This is a genomic window from Psychrobacter sp. ASPA161_9, assembly GCF_051970275.1.
Classification (GTDB): domain Bacteria; phylum Pseudomonadota; class Gammaproteobacteria; order Pseudomonadales; family Moraxellaceae; genus Psychrobacter.
Genome location: NZ_JBEFNI010000008.1, coordinates 1 through 25,491, shown reverse-complemented (window position 1 = coordinate 25,491; position 25,491 = coordinate 1). Strand labels below are relative to the sequence as shown.

The following is a 25,491-nucleotide window of genomic DNA, read 5'->3' as shown; positions in this document are numbered from 1 at the left end:
CTAACCTTCTATAATTTTTCCCATTGCGCGCGGTAAACCTAAGCTGTCCTCAGCTTGCTGCGCAGTTAGCCATTTAAATTCTATTTCTGCAGCGCTTAGTTTGCCATTTAACTCGACTATTTTTGTAGCATCGATTGCTAGCTGACGCGGTGTCAAATACCAATGAAAGTGAGTCAGTGAATGCTTAATCGGTGCGTCATCCAATAAAGAGTTACTGATTGATTTTGTTACTAATTCGTTCTTTGCTAGCCATTCATGGATAATTTGCTCAGCGGTAGTAAATTCCGCTTCATATATTTTCTCATTGCTACGTACGTCACTTGGCACAGCCAATAGCTTATCGTCGTTCGCAACTTGTTTTTTATCAGTCATTTTGCCACTAGCTTTGCCATCAACTTTCTCTACAAATTGTAGCGGCAAACTCCATAATCCACCCCAAATGCCGTTATCAGGGCGCTGTAACCACAGTATGTCACCGTCTACACTTTGAATAAGTAGGGCATTGCTAAACTTGCTTGGTTTGGGTTGTTTTTTTGCTTTGACTGGATAATCGGTTTCGCGACCTTGCGCATGTGCCAAGCAATCATCCTGTAGTGGACACAATAGGCAAGCAGGCTTGCTACGCGTACATAAGGTTGCGCCCATATCCATCATGGCTTGCGCAAATAGCCCTGAACTCTCTCTAGGGGTTAAACGCTCTGCCAATGCCCATAGCTCTTTAGTGGTGGCAGACTTAGTAATGTCACCGTCAATCGCCGCCCAGCGCGTCAGCACTCGTTTAACGTTACCATCACAGATGACGCCATAACGATGCAGTCCCATCGCCATAATCGCGCCAGCGGTAGAAGGCCCAACACCAGATATCGCTTCCCAACCTGCTAAGGTTTGCGGAAAGTCGCCCGTCTCATCAATTATCTCGACCAACTGCTTTGCGCCTTTATGCAAATTCCGTGCGCGAGCATAATAGCCTAAACCCGCCCAATGCTCCGCCACTGTATCCCACTCTGCTTCCGCTAAATCTTGCACTGTCGGAAAGGTGTCCATAAAACGCGCGAAGTAGGGCAGTACAGTCGTTACTTGCGTCTGTTGTAGCATGACTTCCGATAACCAAACGACATAAGGATTGGGAGTATCAGTTTGGTGCTGCTGCCAAGGTAAATCGTGGCGACCGTTCGTTTCGAACCAGTCAAGTAGGCGTGGGGCGAAGGAGTCGAGAGAATTAGATGACTGAGAAAAATGAGTAGGCAAGAGTATTCCTTGTAAATCAAAAAATGAATATAGAATTTATGATTAAGGTGATTTATGGGGTGTGGTAAGGGTTGATGCAAGAGAATAGGTTATGATAAAAATAGCTCGAAAATATCATTTAAGAAATATTTCCAATAATAAAAAGTAAGTATTACTTTAAAATGAGCCAAGTTTGGCTCATTTCTTTATAAAATACTGATGAGTTCTAAGTGAACACCAGCTCTACTTCCGATTCTTCCGCGCACGTTTTTTACGTAAACGCTTTTCTTCTAGTTTAGCTTCTTTTTTTACTTCAGCTTGTGCGCGTATCTCATCTACCAATAGTAGCTCTGCTTCACGCATTTTTGGCGTCTCTAAAGTAATGCGACCAAGTATGCCACTGCGAAGCTCATTAACTAAAATCTCAGACATACGGTAGGTATCAACGATGCCGCCTCTTTTTAGCAATCCTCGGTTACGTCCAGCAACTTCGAAAAACTCCCAATCAGTCTGTGGTAAATCTTCAATTTTATAACGTTCTTTAAGCAGCTCAGGATATGCCCCAATTAAATATTCAGCAGTGTAACCAGCCACATCAGCAAAATCAAAAGCTGTGTCTTTAATGCCACCCGTGGCAGCCAAGCGATAGCCTGAATTTGGGTTTTCAATTTTTGGCCATAGCATGCCAGGCGTATCATAGAGCATGATGTCATCATCGATTTTGATCAGCTGCTGTGACTTAGTAACGGCAGGTTCATCGCCAGTTTTGGCAATACTACGTCCAGCTAGACTGTTAATCAAAGTCGATTTACCAACGTTTGGTATGCCCATGATAAGCACCTTAATTTGCCTACCAGTGCCTACTTTGTTAGGCATTAACTGCTTACATATCTGTACGATGCGTTTCACTTCGCTGGACTTGTTATCGTCACAGGCTATGGCTTTTACTTGATCCTGACTTTCTAAATACTCAATCCACGCTTGCGTTTGATTGGAGTCGGCAAGGTCTGCTTTATTTAGAATTTTGATGACAGGTTTTTGTCCACGTAGCGCTGCTACCATAGGGTTTTCACTACTGTATGGAATGCGAGCATCAATGACTTCGATGACCACATCCATCTCTGGCATAATTTCTTTAATCTCGTTACGGGCTTTATTCATATGTCCAGGGAACCACTGGATACTAGCGTTACTCATTGATATAACAACCTTCTTTAAATGGAGTGCCAAAAGTAAGACGATAGATTTCTACTTTTGTGATGAGGTTAAGTTTACTACACAATGAGAAGTTGAATGCACCTAAAGTAGATTGCTCGTTTTATTTTAATTTGTTCAAGCGTCTTACTATAGGAATTTTGAATTGAAAAAAGCCGAAGTCAGATATAGTTTTATACTATCGATAATAATTTTTCGCACAAAAAAGCAGAGTATGACTGGCATACTCTGCTAAATTTTTACTCAAGTTCTTGTTAAGCTAGAAGGCTTTGTTAATTTAAACTGTTAAAACATTAACCTAAATTAGCTTTCATAAACTCTAGCATATTTTCCCAGCTTTGCTTGGCAGCGGCTTCATTGTAGCCAAGATCTACATCATTTTTGGCTGCGCGCTCATCTGCATGTGGGTTGGTAAAGCCATGTTTGGCGTTATCGTATACATCAACAGTATAATCAACATCAGCAGCATCTAGCTCAGATTTCAGACCTTCGATAGCGTCCATTGATACCATTGAATCATCGCGACCGTGGGCGACCAATACTTTAGCCTTGAATTTGTCGTCCGCTGGCTGTTTTGCTGATGGGTTGCCATGGAAGGTTGCAACTGCTTTTAATGGCATGCCTTCGCGTGCCATATCGAGGACAACTTTACCACCGAAGCAATAGCCAATCGCGCCTAGATTATCGCCATTGACTGCCATTTGGTCGCTAAAGTCGTTAAGAATCAAGCGGCAACGCGCCATCAGCATGTCTTGATCTTCGAGCACTTGCTCCATCCACATATTAGCCTGAGCTGCATCAGAGGTCAGTTTACCTTCGCCGTAGACATCCATTGCCACGGCAGCATAACCTGCTTTAGCCAGATTTTCAGTGATTGTTTTAGGATGATCGACCACGCCCCACCATTCAGGTGCGACTAGAATGCCAGCGACAGGATTTTCATCTGAGGCGTCTTCTGGCAGCGCAACATAGCTAATTAGTTCAATGCCATTTTCAGTGGTACTTATCAATTCAAAGGTCTTAATTGACATATTATTGTCCTTTTTTATATTGTGAGTTTTATTTAGTTGTATAGTTAATCTTAGATAAAAAAAGTACAATTATTATAGTGTGCTACACGGATAATTTTTCCTTGCTTGCTGTGCCTACACAGACAGAGGCTGCGCAAAATTTAACCCAGTAGCACTGTATTTTTTAGTAGATCGACTATATTTGTACGTTTTCAATTGTCTGACTCGTTCTACCTTAACGCCCGCGACCAACAAAAACAGCTATAATACTGTAACGCTGTTTATCAAAATGATACTGCGACTCTATAAAATGCTACTGTAATTCTATGAGGCTAAATTTGTTACATCAATCAAGTTCATTTTCAGAGAAAGCATCTGATATAACATCTGATACACAATCAGGTGAGGCAAATGATGCGGCGCTACGTCCACAGTTTTGGACCCAGTTTAAGCTGTCTGAATTAAACCATAGTGAGTGGGAAGCCTTGTGTGATGGCTGCGGCAGTTGCTGCTTAATTAAGTACATTGACAATGATGACGACGAAGAACTGGTCGAGTATACGGATGTGACTTGCCAGCTAATGGACTGTGCGACGGGCTATTGCAAGCATTATGATACACGCCAAGAGTACGTGCCAGACTGTATTCAATTAACGATTGAGAATTTGCCGAACATGATGTGGCTGCCAGCCCATTGTGCATATAAGCGTTTATATAAAGGTCAGGCATTACCGGATTGGCATCTGCTATTAACTCAAGATGCGGTAGTAACGCAGCAGCAAATGCGCGCTGCTAACATAGGGGTGGCAGGGCGCTGCGTCTCCGAGAGTGGAATGTCTGATGAAGAGATGGAGACGCGAGTCGTTAACTGGGTGAAGCCTTAGTTAGCTTGAAGGCTTATTTATCGGAAGTCTTAGTTACTAAAAACCTCAATCACTAGAAGCTTGGGCAGCAGATTTCGCTTCTGCGTCAGCCTCTGTCTGCGAATCAGCTAGCGGTGGGATAGGAATGCCTTGGCGAATTTGGGCTGAAAACTCATTGCTATTAGCGCTAGCGTCTAGATCTAGATTGGCCTGATTATCAAAACCTCTTACCTTTGGATTGATATGAGCGCGCTCATACCACATATCCATTGACCATGGCTGACCACCATTCTCGGGATTAGCATCTAGCATTCCGACGTCGTAAAGATAATTTGGTAGCCAGCCAGATACCCAAATCCGATAATCCCATGGCAGACGTTCACCACTGACAATTCGTGCCATATAAAAGATAATATTGGTACAGTTGCTAGTTAAGGTGTTATACCAAGCAGGCTTTGCATTAAGCTCATCGGCAGCGGTTAAATACGACTCAAATAGTGACTTGACTTCTGACTGCTGTAAATGGCTAACAGGCAACAAATAAACTTGCTCACCGCGCGCATTACTGCGAGTATAAATGATATCGCGCTCTTCAGCGGCAATGAGGCTGAGCTCATAACGTCTAAAAAAGCCTGCCAGTGCCGAAAACGACTCGCCGTTTTCTTTACGAATCTCAAAAGAGAAGGCAAGCGGTCTCTCATCTTCGAAGCGAAAGCTTACTAGAGTATGCGCAATCAGCGGTCCCATCCAGTAAGAGTTACTCACATCGATGCCGGACAATTTAGACATATCAATCGTGCGCGTCTCCCAGTGCTCAGTCGCATCCTCATCAGTATGCCAATCAAAGTTACGCACATTGGTAAACGTAATCAAATCGGGGTTGGTGGCATCGCGCTCATAAGAGACTCTTTGACTGACTTCGGGCATCCAGTCACGGTTTTGTTTGGGTTCAATAGAGAAAAACCAACCAAGGCCGACTACCCAAACCGCCATATATATTCCAGTTAGCCATTTACTGGTTGTTTTTTGATTAATGGTTTTGTTAGTTGTTTTATTTATAATCCTATTGGCTAGCTTTGGCCGATATTTTACGGACAATACCGATGCTAGCAAACCGACAATCACTATGGTCGCTATCCAAGTTACCGGACTGTATGCACCGAGCTGATAGCCAAGCAACATTAATAGCCAGAGTGCTGATAATATAAGCGTCAGTGCAATCAAAAAATGTACAACATAATGCCGCCAATTTTTTGGTTGGCGTGCGTTGTCGCTCGTATTGTTCGACAAGCTAGGGTTAGCTTTACGAGATGATAAAATCTGAGAAATAACAGAACGAAGCGACATAAGTGTAAGCTAAATAAGTGAAGTTGTTGACGATAGCAAAGTTTATAACACACTGACAATACAATTTGGATAAATTTGTCGTTGAATGTCTGGTGGGCTTGCGATAAAGTGAAGCTAATTTAGACTGGTCTATCTATCTCTAATGATAAGTTAGCCAGCTTTATTTATTACTTTAATCTCCATTACTCGTTTTATTATCATATTAATTATCATTAACTAAAGAGGTTAAATCACATCGCCATGTCTGACGACGTTCCAAGCCCGAGTAGTTGGTCGATGCGCGGCTTAAAACGCTGGCTATCGACCGCCCCCGAAACCCGTGATGAATTGATTCGTCTGGTACAAGATTCACGCCAGTTCTTAGAGCCAGATACAGTCGACATGCTCGAAGGTGTACTGGATTTGCCAGCCACGCAAGTACGTGAAATCATGACGCCGCGCCCGCAGGTGATAGGTCTACATGAAAGTACTAGCCTTGCTGAAGTGATGGATATCATCCTTGAAACCACGCATTCACGCTATCCTGTATTTGACAGTCAAGACGATGATGCGGTTATTGGTATCTTACTCGCAAAAGACTTGATTCCTATTTTAGTGCATATGGTGCGCGATCAAGAAGACAAGATTGACAGCAAACGTCTAAAAGACTTGGTACGTCAGCCGCTATATATTAATGAAAATGCGCGTTCTGATACCTTGTTACGCTCATTGCAGCGCACCCAAGTACACATGGCGATTGTAGTCGATGAGTTTGGTAACTTCGGCGGGGTGGTCACGATGGAAGATTTGTTAGAAGAAATCGTCGGTGATATCGTCGATGAGCATGATGACTTTGATGAAGATAGTGATATCAATAATATCGTTGTGCATCCAGAAAAGCCTAATACTTGGCGCGTGCAAGCCTCTACAGTGATTGAGGACTGTAATGACGAGTTAGGTAGTCACTTTGATGATACCGATGTCGATACCATGGGTGGCCTTGTAATGCAGACGCTTGGCTACGTGGGTGATTTAGAGGGTGAGAGCGTACAGATAGATGATTGGGAAATTAAAGTCATTGACGCAGAAGGACGCTTTATTCAAAATTTAGAGCTGACCAAAATCACTGCCGATCAGCGACTGTTAATAGGTAGCCACTAGTTTTTCAGCTATCAGTCCAGAACTCGGCTGCCAACTATTAATTTACCGATTTAGTATCTAAAGTATGTAAGGTACGCATATATATTAGGTTTAAGCTTTTATGGTAAGAACACGACTACGGTCGTGTTTTTTGCTTTTTGGCATTTACTATTTTTGCTACGCAAATTTACCCATTAATTAGTATAGGCTGGTATCATGGGCGGATTTAATTTTCAGCACTGCCAGTGGCCGTCAGACAGTATCTGTCAAAAAAAGGTTACTGTTAAAAAAGAAGCCTCAAACTTAATGTTTTGAATAATAAGATTCTGGATAATTGCTATGCGCCTGTCTACTGTTGATTTACAAAAGCGTTTGAATCCTACTAAGCCTAAACGCCTATCGCTAGGGTTAACTATTTTGATTGCTTGGCTTGCAGGTGCGATATTTATATTTGCACTCGCGCCTTATGGTATCTGGCCACTAGCACTGGTTTCACCTGCTATTTTGTATGCACTATTATTGCCGGATATGACTGGCAAGCGCGCATTTATTATCGGTCAAGCATATGGTACGGGGCTGTGGTGTGTTGGTGCGTTTTGGCTATATACCTCTATTCACGTTTATGGTGCGACGCCTGTATGGCTTGCGTTAATTATGATTGCGCTGATGGGCCTAGGGATGGGGTTATTTCATGGCTTTTTAGCCTTGATATTTAATCGGGTGGTTGGCAAGCAGCCATTATCCTTTGCAGCTCTTTGGATACTACAAGAGTGGATGAAAACGTGGCTGTTCACGGGTTTTCCGTGGTTGTTCGTTGGCTACGCTTTTACTGAGCAGTATTGGTTGTCTTCACTTGCGCCCGTCGCTGGTGTATTTGCCGTCTCTTTCGTCGCAGTATTATTAGCCGCCAGTATAGTGGAGCTTTTGCGTCGCCGTGCAGGTTATGCCATTGCTTCTGTAGCACTGTTGGTCATCAGCACTGCACTATGGCTAATCAATCCGCAATGGACGAAACCTAAAGGCACGCCTGATTTATCCGTATCATTAATCCAAGGTAATATTCCACAAGATCTCAAATGGTTGACCGAGTATCAGGTGGAAACTCTCAAGATTTATGCAACCTTAACCAGCACTGAGTGGGGGCGCGATATCGTGCTCTGGCCTGAATCTTCAATCCCTATGTTCCAGACAGAGGCAGTTGGCTTTATCAGTGAAATGGTAAAAATGGCTAATGCTACTGATACCACATGGGTGACCGGTATTCCTTATAAAGATGAAGCAGCATTTGATGCCAGTACCGATAAGTATCCACCATTCTATAATAGTGTTATTGCCTTGGGTGCTGAGGCAGAAGGCTTGTATAAAAAACAGCGTCTAGTGCCGTTTGGTGAGTATATTCCCTTTGAAGGCTTGCTAGATATCTTGCCCAATCTAGCTGGCAGTCAAGATATCATGAGCTATAGTCGCGGTAGTGATCAGCAATCACCGTTACGTGTGCGTGGGCATAATTTAGGCGCGGCAGTTTGTTATGAAGTTGCTTACCCTGATACCACTCGTAAAAATGCAATCGGTACTGACTTTTTATTAACTATCTCAAACGATGCTTGGTTTGGTACTTCAGCAGGCCCACTGCAACATCTGCAAATGGTACAGATGCGCGCGCTTGAGAATGGTCGCTGGTTTATGCGCGCAACTAACACTGGCGTTACCGCTATCATTGATCATAAAGGCCGTATTGTCGAGCGGGCGCCGCAGTTTGAGCGCACAGTATTACGCGGTGATATTCAGGCACGGGTTGGTAACACTCCGTTTATGAGTCTTGGTAATTACCCTATTTTGTTTATCATGGCACTGTTATTACTATTGAGCTATCTAGGTAAGCGCTCAACCACTCGCGCTCAGCTTGGTAAATAGGAGCGTCATTATCACAGCTTAATTGGTATGTACTAAATAATAATTCCTTTAAATAGTTAAGGGTTTGAACACATTGGTATAAATTGCGATATAATAGGCTAAAATTTTAAATATTTTGTGCAAGGTGGATAAGGTATGTCAGAAGATATCGTCAACAACAATCCAAAAAAAGAGTTTATGTATGCTCTAGGTGGCATTGCCTTGTTTTTAGGTATTGTCTTACTTATTGGTATTTCAGCATTCTTGCGTCCAGCAGGAGAGCACATCACGGCTGAAACTACTGAGGCTTCGGCAGCGGCTGATGAAGCAGAAGCTATTGCCGCTGAAGATACAGAAACAGCTGACACCGCAGAGACAGAGACAGCTGCTTCAGCAGATGCTGCAACAGCAACTGAAACGCCTGCTGATGCAACAGTAACACCTGCAGAAGATACAAGTGGCGCGGTAGTTAGCGCTGAAGCTGGTACTGCGACTGCTTCAGGTACAGTCAGCCAAGCTGCCGTTGAAGGTACTGATTTAACTGCAGAACAGGCTGATGGTGATTTAGATGCTGGTACTGCTGACGACACCGCAGCTGCACAGTAAGCGAATATCATTACTTAATAGTATGTATAAGCAACACGATTAGCTTCTAATTATCAAGCTTGTATAAAAGCACCGACCTATTATTTTTAATAGGTTGGTGCTTTTTTTTGTCAAGTTTTCGTAGGCATTTGTTCAAATAGTAAACAATCTTTCCCTTTACATACTGATAATCTAATGAAACAATAACGCGCATTTACGACCGTCCGTCTCAATAATGAAGGGCTTGGTCATCTCTATCGTAGTGTGTTAAAGGAATAGACTTATGAGAACGGAGACACAATCAGAGGTTAATACCGCTGAGCTAGAAGCACTAGATAATGGATTTATGGGACACCCTCAGCCATTACGTCCATTGTTCTTTACTGAAATGTGGGAACGGTTCTCTTATTATAGTATTCGCCCGCTATTAGTACTTTTTATGGTGGCAACGGTAGGCAGCGGTGGTTTTGGCTTTGATGAGGTAACCGCTTCTGCTATCTACGGCATTTTTGCTGGCTCGTTATACTTGGCAGCAGTGCCAGGCGGCTGGCTAGCTGATAATTGGCTGGGTCAAGAGCGTGCCCTGTGGTGGGGTAGTATTATTATTGCCCTTGGTCACTTGTGTATTGCGCTTTCCGCTATGTTTGGTATGACATTATTTTTCGTCGGTCTAATGTGTATTGTTTTGGGCTCAGGCTTATTCAAAACATGTATTTCAGTAATGGTCGGTGCGTTGTATTCTAAAGGTGATGTACGCCGTGATAGCGGCTTTACTTTATTCTATATGGGTATCAATATTGGTGCATTATTAGCCGCGCTTATCGTTGGGGTGTTCAAAGAAAAAGGCATGTGGCATGTTGGTTTCGGTGTCGGTGGTCTGGGCATGCTAGTATCATTGCTCATATACCGTTTTTCTGCCCAAAAGACTTTAACACGCTATGCGCGAGCAAAAGGTATCACGGCTGAGTGGGAACATGCCAATGATCGCCATAAAAACGTTGGTCGCTGGGTTGTAGGATTCTTGGCCTTACTGGCTGCAATCGTCATTTTGGTCTCTACAGGTATCATGCCGTTTCAGCCGCAAATGGTGGCTGAGTATATGACCTATATCATCGCAGCTGTGGTCATTTTATACTTTGTTGTTATGTTCATTTCACCTAGGCTTGATAAAACTGATAAGCTGCGTCTGTTAATTTGTTTTATTTTAATTATTGGCTCGACGCTGTTTTGGTCAAGCTTTGAGCAGCAGCCGACGTCTTTTAACTTGTTTGCTGATCGCTATACCGATCTTAATGTTTTAGGTTTTGAGATACCAAGTATTTGGTTTCAATCGCTCAACCCTTTATTTATTCTTCTGTTAGCGCCAATTGTCAGCATTATATGGGTTAAGCTTGGCAATAGAGGCGTTGAGCCTAGTAGTATGGTTAAATTTGCTCTCGGTATGTTACTTGCTGCTGCAGGTTTTGGCTTAATGATTGTGGCCTCTAAGAGTATTTTGACTAATGATAGTGGGTTAGCATCACCTTTATGGTTGGTAGGTAGTTTGCTGTTACTAACGCTTGGCGAACTGGCACTTAGTCCTGTAGGTCTGTCTTCAATGACTAAGCTTGCACCAAAAGGCATGCAAGGTCAGATGATGGGACTTTTCTTTGCTTCTTTAGCCATGGGTAATTTGGTTGCCGCATTTTTCGGCGGCAACGTTTCAGCTGATAAGATTGAAGGCTTACCAGATCTGTTTACGACGATGACAATTTTATTGGTTGTTACTGCTGCCTTATTATTAGTATTAGCGAAGCCTATTAATAACATGCTACAAAAAAGTGAGCGTGCCGATAAAGTCAGCTAATTAATAGGGTTTTTAATAAGTCGTTGAGCAAGTGTACCGCACAAGTCAATGACAGATGATGAGACGTGTTACCATTACTGGTAGCACGTTTTATTGTTTCACTTGGTGAGATATTTGCCTCAGGCTATTGAAAGCCTACTTTCTGCCCAAACATCTAATGATGTTCTGCTTTAATACTATTCTGCTGAAATAATAGTTGGCCTCACATATTTGGTATCTGACTTTTTACAACATTTTAATTCTCAAACATATTGAATGTGGCTGATTCAAATACTGATTATTTAATTAAACTTTAAAGCAACTTTACCCGCTCGAATAAGACGACTAATCATAGCCGCCTCACGATAAAACTTCTCCAAAATCAATAAGGAAGCATTTAATGAATAAACAAACCATTCATGATCGTATCGATAGCTTACGTAAAAGCTTAGCTGCCCAAGACCTTACCGCGATTATTGTGCCATCTGCTGATCCGCATTTATCTGAGTATTTGCCAGAATATTGGCAATCACGTTTATGGTTGTCAGGGTTTACCGGCTCAGTAGGTACGCTCGTTGTTACGGCTGATTTTGCCGGCATGTGGACTGACAGTCGCTATTGGGTGCACGCAGCTGATCAGCTAGAAGGCACAGGTATCAGCTTAGAGAAGCTTGCTCCAGGCCAGCCAAATCATATCGATTGGCTCGCCGAGCACTTGCAAGAAGGTGATAGCGTAGCAGTCGATGGTAATGTGCTATCTATCGCTGAGCAAGATAAGTTACTAGACGCTTTTGATGCCAACGACATTACTTTAATCACTGAGCGTGATGTATTGACAGACATATGGAGCGATCGTCCGGCGCTACCATCAGCAGAGTTATATGCTCACGATGAGCAGTTTCTCGCCCAGTCTGCTACCTCAAAACTTGCTGCCGTGCGTGCCGGTATGGGCGATGCAAGCGCAACGTATCACCTGCTTTCTAGCTTAGATGACATTGCATGGTTGACCAACTTACGCGGCGCTGACGTCGATTATAATCCTGTGTTTTTAGCGCATATGCTGATTAGTGCAGACAAAGCGACATTGTTTGTTGATAATAATAAAGTCAGTAGCGATATTGAAAAAGCCCTAAAAGATAGCGGTATCACGCTTGCTAATTATGAAGCGGTACAAGACGCGTTGAGTGCGCTGACGCCAGATGACTTGCTATTGTTAGATCCAAGTAAAGTCGCAGTGGGTACGCTATCGAAGATGGCGGATGATGTAGGCTTTATCGAGCAAATGGCACCGAGCACTTTGCTAAAATCTGTTAAATCTGACTCAGATATCGATCACGTACGTGAAGCCATGCGTCAAGATGGAGCCGCATTAAGTGAATTCTTTGCCACATTTGAGAAGCGCTTAGCAGACGGTGAGCGCTTAAGTGAGCTGGACGTTGATAGTATGCTGATTGAGGTACGTAGTCAGCAGCCACATTATGTATCGCCAAGCTTTCCAACCATTGCAGGATTTAATGAAAATGGTGCGTTGCCCCATTACCGTGCGACACCAGAAAAGTTTAGCTACCTTGATGTGAATGAAGGCGAAGGTGGATTATTGCTGATTGACTCAGGCGCTCAGTATCAGAACGGCACCACTGATATTACTCGCGTGGTCGGTATTGGAAAAGTAAGCAGCGAGCACAAACGTGACTTTACCACGGTGCTCAAAGCCCATATCGCTTTGGCGCGTGCAAACTTCCCTGATGGTATAGCCTCGCCACTAATCGATGCGATTTGCCGTGCACCATTATGGCAAGCACAGATGGATTATGGTCATGGGACCGGCCATGGTGTTGGTTACTTCTTAAACGTGCATGAAGGCCCACAAGTTATTGCTTATAGTGCCAGTACGCCAAAAGAGCGCGCCATGAAAGAGGGAATGATCTCTAGTAATGAGCCAGGTCTATACCGTGAAGGCAAGTGGGGTATTCGTATTGAAAACTTAGTCGTTAATATGCCAGTGGCGAGTCCGACTGAGACTGAGTTTGGTAAATTCTTAAACTTTGAAACCATCACTTACTGCCCAATTGATACCCGTTTGATTGAGTCTTCATTGTTAGATCAAGTAGAGATTGATTGGCTAAACGACTATCACAGTCAAGTCTATGCTGAGCTAAAAGACCGCGTTGATGGTGCGGCACTTGAATGGTTGACCGAGCGTACACAAGCCATTTAAAAATAAAAGCTTGTATCTATTAATCCAATCTATGAATCCAAAATAGAAAAAGCCCCGTAAAAATTTACGGGGCTTTTTTGTATTTAAGATTTTTAGCTGAGACACTTAGAGCGTCAGCAATAAACGCAATAATCGATAAATGCTAAGCCCTCTCGAAGACTAGTTCTTCTTAGCGATGTTTCTTTGAATAATATCTTCGACAGCTTGGTTTTTTTCTGTAATGCCAGCTAGTTGATGACTAACTTCGGCACGTAACCATGATTTTAAGTCCTCAGACATTTGCATCATTTGCTCACTGAGGTAATCATCTACGTGCATCTCTAGCTCATGAATTAAGGTCTCATGGGCAGCGCTTAACTCTGGATCCTTAAATGACAAATCAATTGCGGCGCCTTTTTTAGGTTTCACAATAGTATGTTCAGTGTGATGGTTCGGATTTACACTACCATCAGCGCTATCTTTCTCATTGTCTGTAACCCTAATATCAGTACTGGTGTCAGGATTATTATTGGCACTAGCTGCTGCACTTGTATCTTGCGCTACTTTAACACTGTTGTTTTTGTCCGCTTCTAATTGTGCTGCACGCTCTTCTTTTTGCGCTTGTTGTTTTTGTGCTTGCTCTATCTGCAGTTTTTCTTCTTGGCGCTTAGCTTCTTCACGCTCAACTTTTGCTGCAGCGCGTGCTTTTTCTTCTGCGGCTTTTTTCTCTTCTGCTAAGCGTTGTTGTTCAGCAGCGGCACGTTGTTCCGCCTGCTTATCGGCAAGCTCTTTTGCAGCCGCTTGCTCTGCTTCATGCACACTATATAACTCATCAAGGTGCGCGTCTAAATCAGGCAGACTAAAGGTAAAACTTTCAAAAGGAGTGTCTGTTTGCAGCAGAGTAGTAATATCCGTTAATTCTTGGACAATGGCAGCGCGTATCTGCTCTGGCGCACGGGTCCACCGCTGATAAAATTGATGCGAAAACGAATAGCTTGACATAGACTCTTCCATAAATTTTCTAAAAATTACCCCTTATCATACGCAACTATGATAAGGGGCTGCAAGGGGACAAACGTAGCAAATCTGCTACCAACGTTACATTGATAGCATTATTCACTTTTATAGCTTAATTATGATTCAACTTAGGCTCAATAACTATGATAACTATGACCAACGTGCAAAAATCAATGAACCATTGGTGCCGCCAAAACCAAAGCTATTAGATACAGCGTAATCAAGATTTTCAACTTTACGTGATTTATTGGCCACATAGTCTAAATTGCAGTTGTCCTCGACATTGTCTAGATTAATCGTCGGCGGTACGTGCTGATTCTGCAAAGCAAGTATCGTAAAGATAGCTTCCACACCACCAGCTGCGCCTAATAAGTGCCCAGTCATAGATTTGGTTGAGCTAACCAAGATGCTGTCTTTGACTGAAGCAAATACGGTCTCAATCGCGATGGATTCAGCGACATCTCCAGCAGGCGTACTAGTACCATGGGCGTTGACATAGCCAACGCGTGATGGATCAATACCTGCGTCATTAAGGGCACTTTGCATAGCGCGTGCAGCACCATTACCATCTTCAGGTGGCGCCGTGATATGGCTGGCATCGTCACTCATACCAAAGCCGACAACTTCAGCTAGTATGGTTGCACCGCGTGCCTTGGCGTGAGCAAGGCTTTCCAGTACCAATACGCCTGCGCCGTCACCCATCACAAAACCATCACGATCTTTATCGAATGGACGTGATGCTTTGGTCGGCTCATCATTGCGGGTAGAGAGCGCATGCATAGCCGCGAAGCCTGCCATACCTAATGGGCTCGAGCCTCTCTCGCTACCACCTGCAATCATGACATCAGCATCACCATAAGCGATTAGGCGTGCAGCCAAACCGATAGCATGCGTACCTGTAGTACATGCCGTTGCAGTCGCAAGATTGGGACCTTTAAGTTTGTGTTTGATAGCTACTAGGCCAGCTGCCATATTGGCAATAGAGCCTGGAACGACAAATGGTGATACTTTTTTAGCACCTCTTGCATTTAGCATGGCGCAGCTATCTTCAATAGTTTGAATACCACCAATGCCTGATCCTAAGATGACACCGAAGCGCTCTTGGTCGACATTCTGTACCGGAGTGTCCTCTGCGCTGATTGCTTCAATGAAGCCTGCATCTTTAAGTGCCATTGCAGTAGCAGCTACACCATAGTGCATAAATGCATCATAGCGGCGTGCGTCTTTGGGGCTCATATATTGCTTAGTGTCGAAGTCTTTAATCACGCCTGCGATTTGGGCGCGATAGTCAGTCGCATCGAAATGTGAGATTGAGGTAATGCCGCTTTCGCCGTTGAGCAGTCGTTTCCATGTGCTTTCGATATCCACTCCTAGCGGGGTAACGGCACCCATACCCGTGACGACGACACGCATCTCATCAGAACGCTCATAATGAGGTGGTTTATGACGCAGTTTTGGTGCAGTATTGGTATGTTGCGGTGTCGATGAACTGCTATTTTGGCTCATGAGATATATCCTGTACTTGCGGTCCTAAAGGGATGGACTTGCTTATATTGTATGGCTATTGAGGAATAGTTCTATATTATTTATAGCGTTATCTTACTATTTTGACAGCCATTATAAAGCACATAAGTGCACGTCTGTAAACTTAATAGTTCATAGAATAGTGACGCTAGAGTAATATGCCACTATATTGCTATTGATTGCACGCTTAAATACCATATAAATTCAATAATAATCTTAATGTTTAAGCAAAACACACCTGTCCCAACACCACGCCTTTACTTGCGCCAGTAACGGCTGGCAAGTTACCTGTTTCACCTATGAGTGTCTGCCTTGCCAACCAAGAAAAAGCAACCGCCTCTACCCAAGCGGGGTTAAGTCCTAGGCTTGCAGTAGTCTCTACTGTGCAATGGGGGAGATGTGCTTGCAAGCGTGTCATCAAATAATCATTAAGCGCACCGCCACCACAAACATAAACCGAACTGCTTTCATGAGCTTGTATAAACATATTGATTTGCGCACTAGCACTAATGGCCGTCAGCTCGGTCAAGGTTGCTTGTACATCAGCGGATGAATAACGAATATGGGCAGAAGCCTGATCGAATTTTTGTAGTTCGTCCTGTAACCAAGCTAAGTTAAAATCTTCACGACCTGTACTCTTAGGGTAAGACCGTGCAAAAAATGGATGCTCTATCAGCTGATTAAGTAGCGGCTCAACGACTTGTCCAGATTGTGCCCATGCACCGCCAGCATCATAATCATTATCGGTATGCAATGCCGTCCACGCATCTAATAATAAGTTAGCAGGGCCCGTGTCATAACCAACAACGCTATCTGCTTGTTGATTGTTTGAAGGGTCACTAGTAAGCGCTGGCAAGACGGTGATATTAGCAATACCACCCAAGTTTAATAAAATTCGGGTACAGTCAGGCGTGGCAAATAATGCTTGATGAAAAGCAGGGACCAAAGGCGCACCTTGACCACCGACCGCCATATCACGGCGACGAAAATCACTCACGACGCTAATGCCAGTACGCTCAGCGATGATATTGGCATCGACTAATTGCAACGTAAAGCCCATTTGCGGGCGATGGCGTACGGTTTGACCATGACAGCCAATCGCTAGTACGGATTCACTATCTGTATTTGACTGCTGCAATAAGGTATTAACCACGTCGCTTGCAAACTCACCGTACTCTTTGCTTGCCCAACCGAACCAGTCTAATTCGCTATTTGGTTCATCATCTGTCGGCGTTAATTCTTGAACACCATTAGGCTGACATAAGGCCAATAACACTTCACGGAGACGTGGTGGAAAGTTTTGGCTACAAGTCGCCAATAAACGCATGGGTTGCGGCGTGTCGTCATCATTATTAAGATCATCACTATTAACATTGTCATTAAATTGACAAAGAACAGCGTCCATACCATCTAAGCTAGTACCTGACATCATACCGATGTATAAACCATCATCGAAACTTTCAAACACTGTTTGCTCCAGCGCATCAGTCAATGTGGCATAATTCAAGTTATCAATATTATCTGAGCTATTTTCTAAACCGTTGTCTAAAGTATTGTCTTCACCATTATCAAAATTCATATTCGAATAAGTAGTATCATGAGTATCATGAGTATCAGCAATCGATGCGGGGTTGGTCATGGCAATTTTCCTTAAAAAACGCTAGTATATCTCTCAAATTCTAACATCTTTTGATGGCTACGAGACTTTAATAACATTCCCAAAAATCAGAGTAGCGATAAATGAGTGCAAGTACTACATTTAGCAGACTAAACGAGTTTGACGCCGCTAATCGTATTTTTGGGTTTGGTATAAATAGCCCAAACGCTTTACCCTTTTAATAAAGACAATAAAGAGATCATCATGACAGACCATTCATACACTTTAGAAGAACAACTTGCTCTTATTCAGCGCGGTACGCAAGAAATTCTATCGCAAGAAGATTTAGTCGCTAAGTTAAAACTAAACCGTCCGCTGCGTATCAAGGCAGGCTTTGATCCCACCGCGCCTGATTTGCATTTAGGTCATACGGTACTGATTAATAAGCTTAAGCACTTTCAAGATTTGGGTCATGAGATCTATTTTTTAATTGGTGATTATACCGCCAAGATTGGCGATCCCTCTGGTAAAAATTCTACGCGTCCACCATTGACCGACGAGCAAATCCAAATCAATGCGCAAACTTATGCTGAGCAAGTATTTAAGATTTTGGATAAAGAAAAAACCCGCATCGTCTTTAACTCTGAATGGTTCAAAGATATGTCAGCGGGCGATATGATTCAGCTTTCTAGCCAGTTGACTGTCTCGCGTATGCTTGAGCGTGATGACTTCTCTAAACGCTATGCGGCGCAAACGCCAATTGCTATCCATGAGTTTCTCTACCCATTAGTTCAAGGTTATGACTCTATCGCGCTAAAAGCCGATGTCGAGCTTGGCGGTACTGACCAAACCTTTAACATCCTAATGGGACGCACTTTGCAAGGTCGTTACGGTCAGGAGCCGCAAGTTTGTATTACGGTGCCAATCTTAGAAGGCTTAGACGGCGTCAATAAAATGTCTAAGTCACTGAACAACTATGTCGGCATCTATGATGCACCGGGCACGATGTACCAAAAACTCCTATCCATGCCAGATACCTTGATTCGTCGCTACTTTGAATTTTTAAGCTTTAAGCCGATGGAAGAAGTCGACAGCTTGATGGCAGAGATGGAAAACGGTCGCAATCCACAAGAAATCAAACGTATTTTAGCCGAAGAATTGATTGAGCGTTTTCATGATGCGGACGCTGCTGCCAATGCGCATAAATCTGCAGGTAACGTACTAGCTGATGGCGAATTACCAGTGGATTTACCAGAGATAATGCTAGATTTAGAAGGTCAAGACGCACTATTTATTACCCAAATTCTGAACCAAGCTGAACTTGCCAAAAACAACTCAGCAGCCAAAGATATGGTAAAACGGGGCGCAGTAAAAGTTGATGGTGAAGTGGTCGACGCAAGTTTTAGCTTAACCTCAGGACAGACAGCAGTTATCCAAGCAGGCAAAAAGGCTTATGCAAAAGTGACGGTGGGTTAATCAAGATGGCAAGTTAGGTAAAGAGAGTTTATAAGTTCATTATGGCTTGAGGAGAAATATATGCTAGACCTTCCTACATTATCAAATAATGGAATCACCCTTAAGCCATTGACATTAAGTTATGCAAATGACTTAGCCGAAGCTTGCCAAGATGGTGAGCTGTGGAAAATAAACGAGACTTCTGTACCAGAGCCAGATAAAGTCATCGACTACATCAATACTGCAGAATCAATGCCCGATAGAAAAGCTTTTGTCGTCATCGATGAGTCAACCGGTAAAGCGATTGGCTCAACGAGCTTCCATGATATTTTGCCCTTTACAAAACGCTTAGAGATTGGCTATACCTGGTATGCTCAATCGTATTGGCGCACGCATGTCAATACGACTTGTAAGCTCATGCTGCTCACCTATATATTTGAAACCTTAGAATATCAAACTGTAGGCTGGCGCGCGGATATTGGCAATCGCCGCTCACAAGAAGCGATTGAACGCTTAGGCGCCAAAAAAGATGGGGTCATTCGAGGCAATAGAGTCTGCCGTGACGGCGTTATCTCTGATACAGCGATGTATAGTTTGGTAAATTCTGAGTGGCCACAAGTAAAAGCTGAATTGACGAAAAAGCTTAATGAAAACTACTAAAACTTGTAATCAATCTAAATAAGAATCTTATGTCGCCAAAAAACCAAAATAATATTTCTCACACTATTCCCCAAGGCATTTACCGCCATTATAAAGGCAGTCTATACCAAGTGTTGCATACCGCGCAGCATTCTGAAACGGAAGAAGCGTTAGTCGTTTATCGCTGTCTGTATGGCGAATATGGTGTTTGGGTGCGACCGTTAGCGATGTTTGTTGAAACGGTTTTGATAGATGGTAAAGAAATACCGCGCTTTGAGTTGATTAAAACTTTAGCTGATTAGTTCTAAACTTTCTTCTAAACTATTCTTATATTTAATTAACCAAACAAGAAAGCGACCATTTAAGGTCGCTTTCTTGTTCATATATACAAAGTTATTTAGCTGTCTAAAAAGGCAATCAAAGCTTCATTAAACTCTTTTGCATGAGTCACATTGATACCGTGCGGACCACCTTCAACGATATGAAGTTGACTATTTGCAATCATATCGTGAGAACGCTGACCACTTACTTCAAACGGTACGATTTGATCTGCATCGCCATGAATGATCAAAGTTGGTACGTCAAATGCTTTTAAATCATCACGGAAATCGGTATAGCTAAAAGCTTTGACACAATCGTAGCTAGCTTTGGCAGAGGCAAATGCAGCAATGTCACGGTTATATAAACGTAATGGTTTACTAACTAATAATTTGCCGTCTTTTGGAGTAAAAAAGTTCTTAGTAAAGTCATTTAAGAAGGCAATACGGTCACCGCTGACACCATCTAAAAACTCCTGAATATCTTGCTCTTCTAAGCCACCATCAGAGTTGTCATCAGCTTTAAATAAATAGGGTGGCACAGCAGAGGCTAGTACCGCTTTACTGACACGCTCTGAACCATATTTCCCAAGATAACGCGCCACTTCGCCGCCGCCCATAGAGAAGCCGACGATAATAGCATCTGTTAAATCTAGCTCATCCATCAAGGCTTTTAAATCTTGTGCCAAAGTATCGTAATCATACCCGTTCCATGGCTGAGAGGATTTCCCAAAACCACGTCTGTCATACGTAATCACTTGATAACCCGCCTCAACCAGTGCAGGGAGTTGTGACTCCCACGCCCGTCCGCTTAATGGCCAACCATGAATCAACACGACAGGTTTGCCAGTACCTTGGATTTCGTAATATAGTTCGACAGGTTGCTCGTTTTGAGTTGCAACTTTCACATATGGCATGCTCAGATCCTTTTGATATTATTATAAAGTTTTTATAATGACGCACCTTTTTGATTTGGTTTTTGGTTAATGAAGGCAAACGTCAGTTTTTTAGTATAAAAGTAGATCGGAGCAATTACTATGACATGTTGTAAAGTTATAGTGTTGATTATAGAGTTTTTATGTGACAGCGTAATGATGCATCTAATCTTCCAAAAAGCCTTTCAAAATTTTGTAAAAGCCAATTGGCTCGTCCATTGGTACCGCGTGACCCGCCTTCGGTAAAACAACTTCAATAGCGTTAGGTAGCATATGGGTGACTTTCTGCTGCCATTCGGGATTATATAATCTAGAGCGACCACCGATTAAGTTCACTACTGGAATGGTGACTTTTTCTATGACTGCCCGAAAATCGTAAGGCAGCTCTAAGTAAGCTTGCAAGCAGCGCATCTTGTGTTGCCATGTACTGTGGTTATAAAACACCAGCTTATGATCATTTTGATGAGTCAAGAATTGTACGATGGCTTTTGAGCGCGAGCGATTTACTGATAGTAAAGAGAATAGCCGTTCGACATCAGTGACTCGGCGTTTGATAGCAAATGGCAGATGCGTGAAGCTATCAATCTTGGCATAGGGTAGCGTCATATCGACCACGTTATGAAAAATATCAAACACCTCTTGCTGTCTCTCTCCGAACAATCCACCTTGCCAATCAGACTGATTATGGATAGCAGGGCTTTGGTCGATATTTAAATAGTGACTTACCCGCGATATACCAAAACATTCAAAATATGCCCACATCACTTGTGCGCCCATTGAAATAGCGGCAACAGGTAGAGACTCTATGCTTAGCTCATGACAAACTTGCTCAATCACTGCGTTAATATCGTCAGCATATTGGCGCACAAAATCAAATTGCGTCAAATTGATAGATTTCGCTTCTCCAAAACCTCTAAAGTGCGGTAAATAGAACTGATATTCGCCCGCGAGCGGTAAGATAAACGGTAAAAACTCACGCGCATCCATGCCGTAAGCATGTAGCATGAGCACAGGTTTGCCTTTACCGATGACTGAGACTGGGAGCGTTATATTGTTAGCAGTAGTGACGTTCATAGTCTGTAATTGGTATTGCATCGGCAGTGTGAGCAGATTTTTTATCATGAAAGGGCGTCATCTCATTTTAGCTTTATCAAAATACTCTAGTGTCAAAACGCTTAGCACAAAACGTCTTTATATTATTGATAATAGGCTGTTATAGTAAAAACAGTCAGGCTGACCATAGCATAAAAAATGTTTATTGGTGAAGAGTCGTCAAAGTGATGGCTTAATAATAAAAAGGGAATGTTGGTTTATGAATAGAGCGACATTATCAGGACTGGATAATAGCCTTTATCCGCAAATATGGGAGAAGCAGACTTTTGCCGATCCGCATAGCTTGTTAATGGCGCTACTAACAGGTGGCCTTGTTTTAGACCCAAAAGACTTTACCAAGCAATTATTAGCAAACGATACTTATCAAGATTGGATTAATGCTTCCGTATTCGGACGTTATATCCAGCGTAGTTTTGCAGCTTTCTATAGCCAAACTGAAGACAATTTTAATATGGATATGCCAGCGCTGTTTCGTGCCGAGCTAATGCGCCACGCTCAATACCTACCATTGGGGCAAGTATTATTTGTCGCTGGAAATATACCCAAGAGCGCACGCTTCGATAAATTATTTACCAGCACCGTCAATCCTGCTACTGCGGTCTTAGGGGCTCAAAAAATTAAGCAGGATGCGCTAAAGTCAGGACGAGAAAACAGTCAAACTTTGATTGTGAATCAGATAAAAGTCGTTGGCAAGCAAGTCGTTGGATTTCCAATACGCCATAATAAGCGCACCAGCGAACGCACCCGTAATGAAGTGTTAGTTTTAGAGTTTCATGATTTACGTCTAGTAAATGAGGAGGTTTTAAGGAATGAAACGCTGACTAATACGGCGATGCCAAATGACACCGCCGTATTGCTTCGTTATTATGAATTGCGTTGATATTTTAAACGTCGACAATCTAAACATTGATACTTTAAACGTCGATAGTTTGAGTTTGCAAAAAATTATAGGCTGGCTTTCTGATTCAATTTTTAGCTATCTTGCTTAGCAATCGTTAATCCATTATAGGTTTGCGCGACTGGCATAACTTCTAAACGGTTAACGTTAATATGAGCAGGAGATTCTATGAGCCAAAGTAAAATATCACCAATATCTTCTCCAGTCATGGTTTTAAAGCCATCATAAACCTTAGCTGCTTTATCTTCATCACCATGATAGCGGACATTTGAAAACTCAGTTCCAGCGACATTACCCGGTTCAAGATTGGTCACTCGCACTTGCGTACCTAGTAAATCAGCTCGTAGATTTAAACTAAATTGTTTTACAAAAGCTTTGGTAGCACCATAAACGTTACCGCCAAAGTAAGGCCAGCTGCCTGCAATCGAGCCAACATTAATGATATAACCACTATCGCGAGCGACCATCGCTGGCAAGACGGCATGAGTCAGCGCCATCAGACCTTTGATATTGGTATCTGTCATACGCATCCAGTCATCAAGGCTGGCATTTTGGGCAGGCTCTGTACCCAGTGCTAGCCCAGCATTGTTAACCAAGACATCGATTTGACTAAAGCCATCTGGCAAATCGGCGATAATTTGCGGAATAGAGGCAGTATCACTGACGTCCATCACTACGGGTAAGAATAAATCGCCCAAAGTTTCTGCCAAAGCATTAAGTTTATCGATACGTCTGGCACAGCCAATCACACGGTGACCTTTGGCAACCAAACGTTCAGCCAGTGCTTTACCGAAACCAGCGCTTGCTCCTGTAATCAATACATTCATTTCATATCCTTTTGATGCTGTGTGCTTGTGGCATAATTTTTATGACGAGTATTTGTTTTGGCTTATGTTGTTAGCCCAACTGTCTTGGCTTAATAGTTGCTATCTTAACTGCGGTTCAATCGATAGTTACCTATTTGATAATTGCTTACCAAAGATTTTATCACCTGCATCGCCAAGACCTGGAATGATGTAACCGTGCTCATCTAAATGACTGTCTAGTGCGGCGGTATAAATGGTCACGTCAGGATGCGCTTCATTCACCAAACGTACGCCCTCAGGTGCAGCAACTAACACTAAGGCTTTAATATTGGTACAGCCATTTTTCTTTAGCATCTCAATAGTTGCTACCATCGAACCACCCGTTGCTAACATTGGATCAATGATAAGGGCAGGACGTTTGTCCATGTGGCTGACGAATTTTTCAAAAAATGGTACTGGTTGCAAGGTCTCTTCGTCGCGCTGCAAACCCACGACAGAGATTTTTGCAGTAGGAATCAAATCGAGCACCCCGTCCAACATGCCAATACCAGCACGTAGAATAGGTACAATCGTTGCCGTCTTACCGATAATTTGCTCACCAGTGATCTCACCACACCAGCCTTCCATCGGGAACGTTTCAATTTCAAAATCGCGGCTTGCCTCATAAGCCATCAAACGTGCAAGTTCTTTAGTTAGCGTACGGAACTTATAAGTACTACAGTCTTTTTCGCGCATGAGGCTGAGTTTATGACGGACTAACGGATGCTCAATTACAGTAATTTTTAAGTCGCTCATAAGTATTCTCTTGGTTTTTGGTCTGATGCTTGCGCAGTAACTGCGATTGCTATTAGTATAAAAGATACAAACACTTACTGCACATTAACCCTATATTTAGCCCATAAATAGTAAGCTTAATACTCTAATAATAAAGTGGGCCAAATGCATTTACAACGAGATTAGTTTTATTTAAGTCGACCACATTTGACTATCATAGCGCCATAACAAGTGAAGCAGTGTTTAGACCTGCTATGATACCAAAAAAACCGCTTTTCTGATGAAGAATATTATGACCAAACAACTATCAAGCACCCAGAATGAAGCAGCTCCTAGCTCAGTAACGCTAGAGATACCAGCAGCAAAAATAGAAACCCATCCGTTTGGTCCTGTTTTACCACCCAATGCCACGGTGATGATGATGGGAACTTTTCCACCGACAGCAGACAAATGGGCGATGAGTTTTCATTATCCTAACTTTTATAATGATATGTGGCGTATTTACGGGCGCGTGTTTTTTGATGACGCCAATTATTTTAGAGTCGGCGATGAAAAACGCTTTGATCCTGAGCGTATTCGCGACTTTATGTTCGAGCGCGGTATCGCTTCTTGTCCGACAGTAAAACAAGCTATTCGTGAAACGGGCAATGCCTCGGATAAAAACTTAACCGTTGTAACGCCTGTTGATTTAGACAATATCTTGCTACAAGTACCAAAGGTGCAGACCTTATTTACGACAGGAGGCAAGGCAACAGAGGTATTACTTAACTTATTAGCTAAGCCACCTGCCAAGTCGAAGTATCCTAAGACCAATCAAAGTATGGATTATCCTTACCAATGGCAAAACGACCATAATAAAAAAACTGATATTAATAGTCTTACCTTATATAGGTTGCCTTCAACTTCGCGCGCCTATCCTTTAGCGTTAGATAAAAAAGTCGCTGCCTATAAAGAATTTTTTAAAAAGATTGGCAAGCTATAAAAAGTGTCATATATAGAAGGCTTTTATATAGAAGAAGTGAGCGATTTTAAGAAACAAAGGCCAGTTATGATAAAGGTAAAACTATTTTTGACGCTAACTGACTGATAAACAAGTAGTATTAATAATAAGGCTAGATAATCTCTAAAATACCAG

General features: G+C 42.7%; 22 protein-coding genes. 11 read left to right on the top strand and 11 right to left on the bottom strand.

What is annotated here, in order from left to right; translation table 11 throughout:
- The 3 genes from mutY to ACTQ9S_RS10015 all read right to left on the bottom strand — a co-directional run bounded on the left by mutY (position 1) and on the right by ACTQ9S_RS10015 (position 3,473).
- Positions 1–1,248: an A/G-specific adenine glycosylase gene (gene mutY / locus ACTQ9S_RS10025; protein WP_068038241.1), complete on the bottom strand. Its 1,248-nt coding sequence runs from the start codon at positions 1,246–1,248 to the stop codon at positions 1–3.
- A gap of 222 nt (positions 1,249–1,470) precedes the next feature.
- Positions 1,471–2,424: a ribosome biogenesis GTPase YlqF gene (gene ylqF / locus ACTQ9S_RS10020; RefSeq protein WP_440454868.1), complete on the bottom strand. Its 954-nt coding sequence runs from the start codon at positions 2,422–2,424 to the stop codon at positions 1,471–1,473.
- A gap of 311 nt (positions 2,425–2,735) precedes the next feature.
- Positions 2,736–3,473 carry a dienelactone hydrolase family protein gene (locus ACTQ9S_RS10015; RefSeq protein WP_068038234.1) on the bottom strand — a complete coding sequence of 246 codons (738 nt, stop codon included), beginning with the start codon at positions 3,471–3,473 and terminating at the stop codon, positions 2,736–2,738.
- A gap of 359 nt (positions 3,474–3,832) precedes the next feature.
- On the opposite strand from ACTQ9S_RS10015, the gene ACTQ9S_RS10010 reads away from it, so the two are divergent.
- Positions 3,833–4,336, top strand: a complete 504-nt coding sequence (locus ACTQ9S_RS10010; RefSeq protein WP_440454925.1) for a YcgN family cysteine cluster protein — start codon at positions 3,833–3,835, stop codon at positions 4,334–4,336.
- Positions 4,337–4,381: 45 nt separating this feature from the next.
- Here ACTQ9S_RS10010 and ACTQ9S_RS10005 read toward each other — a convergent pair whose 3' ends face one another.
- Positions 4,382–5,662: an Lnb N-terminal periplasmic domain-containing protein gene (locus ACTQ9S_RS10005; RefSeq protein ID WP_440454867.1), complete on the bottom strand. Its 1,281-nt coding sequence runs from the start codon at positions 5,660–5,662 to the stop codon at positions 4,382–4,384.
- Positions 5,663–5,902: 240 nt separating this feature from the next.
- Between ACTQ9S_RS10005 and ACTQ9S_RS10000 the strand changes: the two genes are divergently transcribed.
- From ACTQ9S_RS10000 to ACTQ9S_RS09980, 5 genes are all read left to right on the top strand, one after another.
- The gene (locus ACTQ9S_RS10000) at positions 5,903–6,802 is read left to right on the top strand and encodes a CBS domain-containing protein (RefSeq protein WP_068038225.1); all 900 of its coding nucleotides are present in this window, start codon (positions 5,903–5,905) and stop codon (positions 6,800–6,802) included.
- 318 nt (positions 6,803–7,120) lie between these two features.
- A complete protein-coding gene (gene lnt, locus ACTQ9S_RS09995) occupies positions 7,121–8,695 on the top strand; it encodes an apolipoprotein N-acyltransferase (protein WP_068038224.1) in 1,575 nt (524 codons plus the stop codon).
- A gap of 135 nt (positions 8,696–8,830) precedes the next feature.
- Positions 8,831–9,280, top strand: a complete 450-nt coding sequence (locus tag ACTQ9S_RS09990) for a hypothetical protein (RefSeq protein ID WP_068038221.1) — start codon at positions 8,831–8,833, stop codon at positions 9,278–9,280.
- Between the two features lie 262 nt (positions 9,281–9,542).
- The gene (locus ACTQ9S_RS09985) at positions 9,543–11,105 is read left to right on the top strand and encodes a peptide MFS transporter (RefSeq protein ID WP_440454866.1); all 1,563 of its coding nucleotides are present in this window, start codon (positions 9,543–9,545) and stop codon (positions 11,103–11,105) included.
- A 379-nt stretch (positions 11,106–11,484) separates the two neighbouring features.
- Positions 11,485–13,302, top strand: coding sequence for an aminopeptidase P family protein (locus ACTQ9S_RS09980; RefSeq protein ID WP_440454865.1), 1,818 nt, complete (start codon positions 11,485–11,487; stop codon positions 13,300–13,302).
- Positions 13,303–13,461: 159 nt separating this feature from the next.
- On the opposite strand, the gene ACTQ9S_RS09975 is transcribed toward ACTQ9S_RS09980, so the two are convergent.
- The 3 genes from ACTQ9S_RS09975 to ACTQ9S_RS09965 all read right to left on the bottom strand — a co-directional run bounded on the left by ACTQ9S_RS09975 (position 13,462) and on the right by ACTQ9S_RS09965 (position 17,461).
- Positions 13,462–14,283, bottom strand: coding sequence for a hypothetical protein (locus tag ACTQ9S_RS09975; RefSeq protein ID WP_227514077.1), 822 nt, complete (start codon positions 14,281–14,283; stop codon positions 13,462–13,464).
- Positions 14,284–14,448: 165 nt separating this feature from the next.
- Positions 14,449–15,804 carry a beta-ketoacyl-ACP synthase II gene (fabF, locus tag ACTQ9S_RS09970; RefSeq protein ID WP_082785727.1) on the bottom strand — a complete coding sequence of 452 codons (1,356 nt, stop codon included), beginning with the start codon at positions 15,802–15,804 and terminating at the stop codon, positions 14,449–14,451.
- A gap of 241 nt (positions 15,805–16,045) precedes the next feature.
- The gene (locus ACTQ9S_RS09965) at positions 16,046–17,461 is read right to left on the bottom strand and encodes an anhydro-N-acetylmuramic acid kinase (RefSeq protein ID WP_440454864.1); all 1,416 of its coding nucleotides are present in this window, start codon (positions 17,459–17,461) and stop codon (positions 16,046–16,048) included.
- A 222-nt stretch (positions 17,462–17,683) separates the two neighbouring features.
- Between ACTQ9S_RS09965 and tyrS the strand changes: the two genes are divergently transcribed.
- Genes tyrS through ACTQ9S_RS09950 form a run of 3 tightly spaced genes read left to right on the top strand, consistent with a single transcriptional unit; the run spans position 17,684 to position 19,815 of the window.
- Complete coding sequence (gene tyrS / locus ACTQ9S_RS09960; RefSeq protein WP_068038205.1) at positions 17,684–18,895, top strand: tyrosine--tRNA ligase; 1,212 nt, start codon at positions 17,684–17,686, stop codon at positions 18,893–18,895.
- Positions 18,896–18,955: 60 nt separating this feature from the next.
- Complete coding sequence (locus ACTQ9S_RS09955; RefSeq protein WP_440454863.1) at positions 18,956–19,534, top strand: GNAT family N-acetyltransferase; 579 nt, start codon at positions 18,956–18,958, stop codon at positions 19,532–19,534.
- Between the two features lie 29 nt (positions 19,535–19,563).
- On the top strand, positions 19,564–19,815 hold the full coding sequence (locus ACTQ9S_RS09950; RefSeq protein WP_440454862.1) for a DUF1653 domain-containing protein: 252 nt from the start codon (positions 19,564–19,566) through the stop codon (positions 19,813–19,815).
- 95 nt (positions 19,816–19,910) lie between these two features.
- Here ACTQ9S_RS09950 and ACTQ9S_RS09945 read toward each other — a convergent pair whose 3' ends face one another.
- On the bottom strand, positions 19,911–20,747 hold the full coding sequence (locus ACTQ9S_RS09945) for an alpha/beta fold hydrolase (RefSeq protein WP_440454861.1): 837 nt from the start codon (positions 20,745–20,747) through the stop codon (positions 19,911–19,913).
- A gap of 183 nt (positions 20,748–20,930) precedes the next feature.
- Entirely contained in the window at positions 20,931–21,887 is a 957-nt protein-coding gene (locus ACTQ9S_RS09940; RefSeq protein ID WP_440454860.1) for an alpha/beta fold hydrolase, read from the bottom strand.
- Between the two features lie 190 nt (positions 21,888–22,077).
- On the opposite strand from ACTQ9S_RS09940, the gene ACTQ9S_RS09935 reads away from it, so the two are divergent.
- A complete protein-coding gene (locus ACTQ9S_RS09935; RefSeq protein ID WP_440454859.1) occupies positions 22,078–22,758 on the top strand; it encodes a hypothetical protein in 681 nt (226 codons plus the stop codon).
- Positions 22,759–22,850: 92 nt separating this feature from the next.
- On the opposite strand, the gene ACTQ9S_RS09930 is transcribed toward ACTQ9S_RS09935, so the two are convergent.
- Entirely contained in the window at positions 22,851–23,603 is a 753-nt protein-coding gene (locus ACTQ9S_RS09930; protein ID WP_068329599.1) for an SDR family NAD(P)-dependent oxidoreductase, read from the bottom strand.
- A gap of 126 nt (positions 23,604–23,729) precedes the next feature.
- A complete protein-coding gene (upp, locus tag ACTQ9S_RS09925) occupies positions 23,730–24,377 on the bottom strand; it encodes a uracil phosphoribosyltransferase (RefSeq protein ID WP_068038182.1) in 648 nt (215 codons plus the stop codon).
- A 394-nt stretch (positions 24,378–24,771) separates the two neighbouring features.
- On the opposite strand from upp, the gene ACTQ9S_RS09920 reads away from it, so the two are divergent.
- On the top strand, positions 24,772–25,338 hold the full coding sequence (locus ACTQ9S_RS09920) for a DNA glycosylase (protein ID WP_350657126.1): 567 nt from the start codon (positions 24,772–24,774) through the stop codon (positions 25,336–25,338).
- Positions 25,339–25,491: the final 153 nt, after the last annotated feature.

Bases quoted from the DNA above. Each gene is read 5' to 3' on its own strand.
- ylqF (WP_440454868.1), bottom strand. From the start codon at position 2,424: ATGAGTAACGCTAGTATCCAGTGGTTCCCTGGACATATGAATAAAGCC.
- ACTQ9S_RS10015 (WP_068038234.1), bottom strand. From the start codon at position 3,473: ATGTCAATTAAGACCTTTGAATTGATAAGTACCACTGAAAATGGCATT.
- ACTQ9S_RS10005 (WP_440454867.1), bottom strand. From the start codon at position 5,662: ATGTCGCTTCGTTCTGTTATTTCTCAGATTTTATCATCTCGTAAAGCT.
- ACTQ9S_RS10000 (WP_068038225.1), top strand. From the start codon at position 5,903: ATGTCTGACGACGTTCCAAGCCCGAGTAGTTGGTCGATGCGCGGCTTA.
- lnt (WP_068038224.1), top strand. From the start codon at position 7,121: ATGCGCCTGTCTACTGTTGATTTACAAAAGCGTTTGAATCCTACTAAG.
- ACTQ9S_RS09990 (WP_068038221.1), top strand. From the start codon at position 8,831: ATGTCAGAAGATATCGTCAACAACAATCCAAAAAAAGAGTTTATGTAT.
- ACTQ9S_RS09985 (WP_440454866.1), top strand. From the start codon at position 9,543: ATGAGAACGGAGACACAATCAGAGGTTAATACCGCTGAGCTAGAAGCA.
- ACTQ9S_RS09980 (WP_440454865.1), top strand. From the start codon at position 11,485: ATGAATAAACAAACCATTCATGATCGTATCGATAGCTTACGTAAAAGC.
- ACTQ9S_RS09975 (WP_227514077.1), bottom strand. From the start codon at position 14,283: ATGTCAAGCTATTCGTTTTCGCATCAATTTTATCAGCGGTGGACCCGT.
- fabF (WP_082785727.1), bottom strand. From the start codon at position 15,804: ATGAGCCAAAATAGCAGTTCATCGACACCGCAACATACCAATACTGCA.
- ACTQ9S_RS09965 (WP_440454864.1), bottom strand. From the start codon at position 17,461: ATGACCAACCCCGCATCGATTGCTGATACTCATGATACTCATGATACT.
- tyrS (WP_068038205.1), top strand. From the start codon at position 17,684: ATGACAGACCATTCATACACTTTAGAAGAACAACTTGCTCTTATTCAG.
- ACTQ9S_RS09955 (WP_440454863.1), top strand. From the start codon at position 18,956: ATGCTAGACCTTCCTACATTATCAAATAATGGAATCACCCTTAAGCCA.
- ACTQ9S_RS09950 (WP_440454862.1), top strand. From the start codon at position 19,564: ATGTCGCCAAAAAACCAAAATAATATTTCTCACACTATTCCCCAAGGC.
- ACTQ9S_RS09945 (WP_440454861.1), bottom strand. From the start codon at position 20,747: ATGCCATATGTGAAAGTTGCAACTCAAAACGAGCAACCTGTCGAACTA.
- ACTQ9S_RS09940 (WP_440454860.1), bottom strand. From the start codon at position 21,887: ATGATAAAAAATCTGCTCACACTGCCGATGCAATACCAATTACAGACT.
- ACTQ9S_RS09935 (WP_440454859.1), top strand. From the start codon at position 22,078: ATGAATAGAGCGACATTATCAGGACTGGATAATAGCCTTTATCCGCAA.
- ACTQ9S_RS09930 (WP_068329599.1), bottom strand. From the start codon at position 23,603: ATGAATGTATTGATTACAGGAGCAAGCGCTGGTTTCGGTAAAGCACTG.
- upp (WP_068038182.1), bottom strand. From the start codon at position 24,377: ATGAGCGACTTAAAAATTACTGTAATTGAGCATCCGTTAGTCCGTCAT.
- ACTQ9S_RS09920 (WP_350657126.1), top strand. From the start codon at position 24,772: ATGATGATGGGAACTTTTCCACCGACAGCAGACAAATGGGCGATGAGT.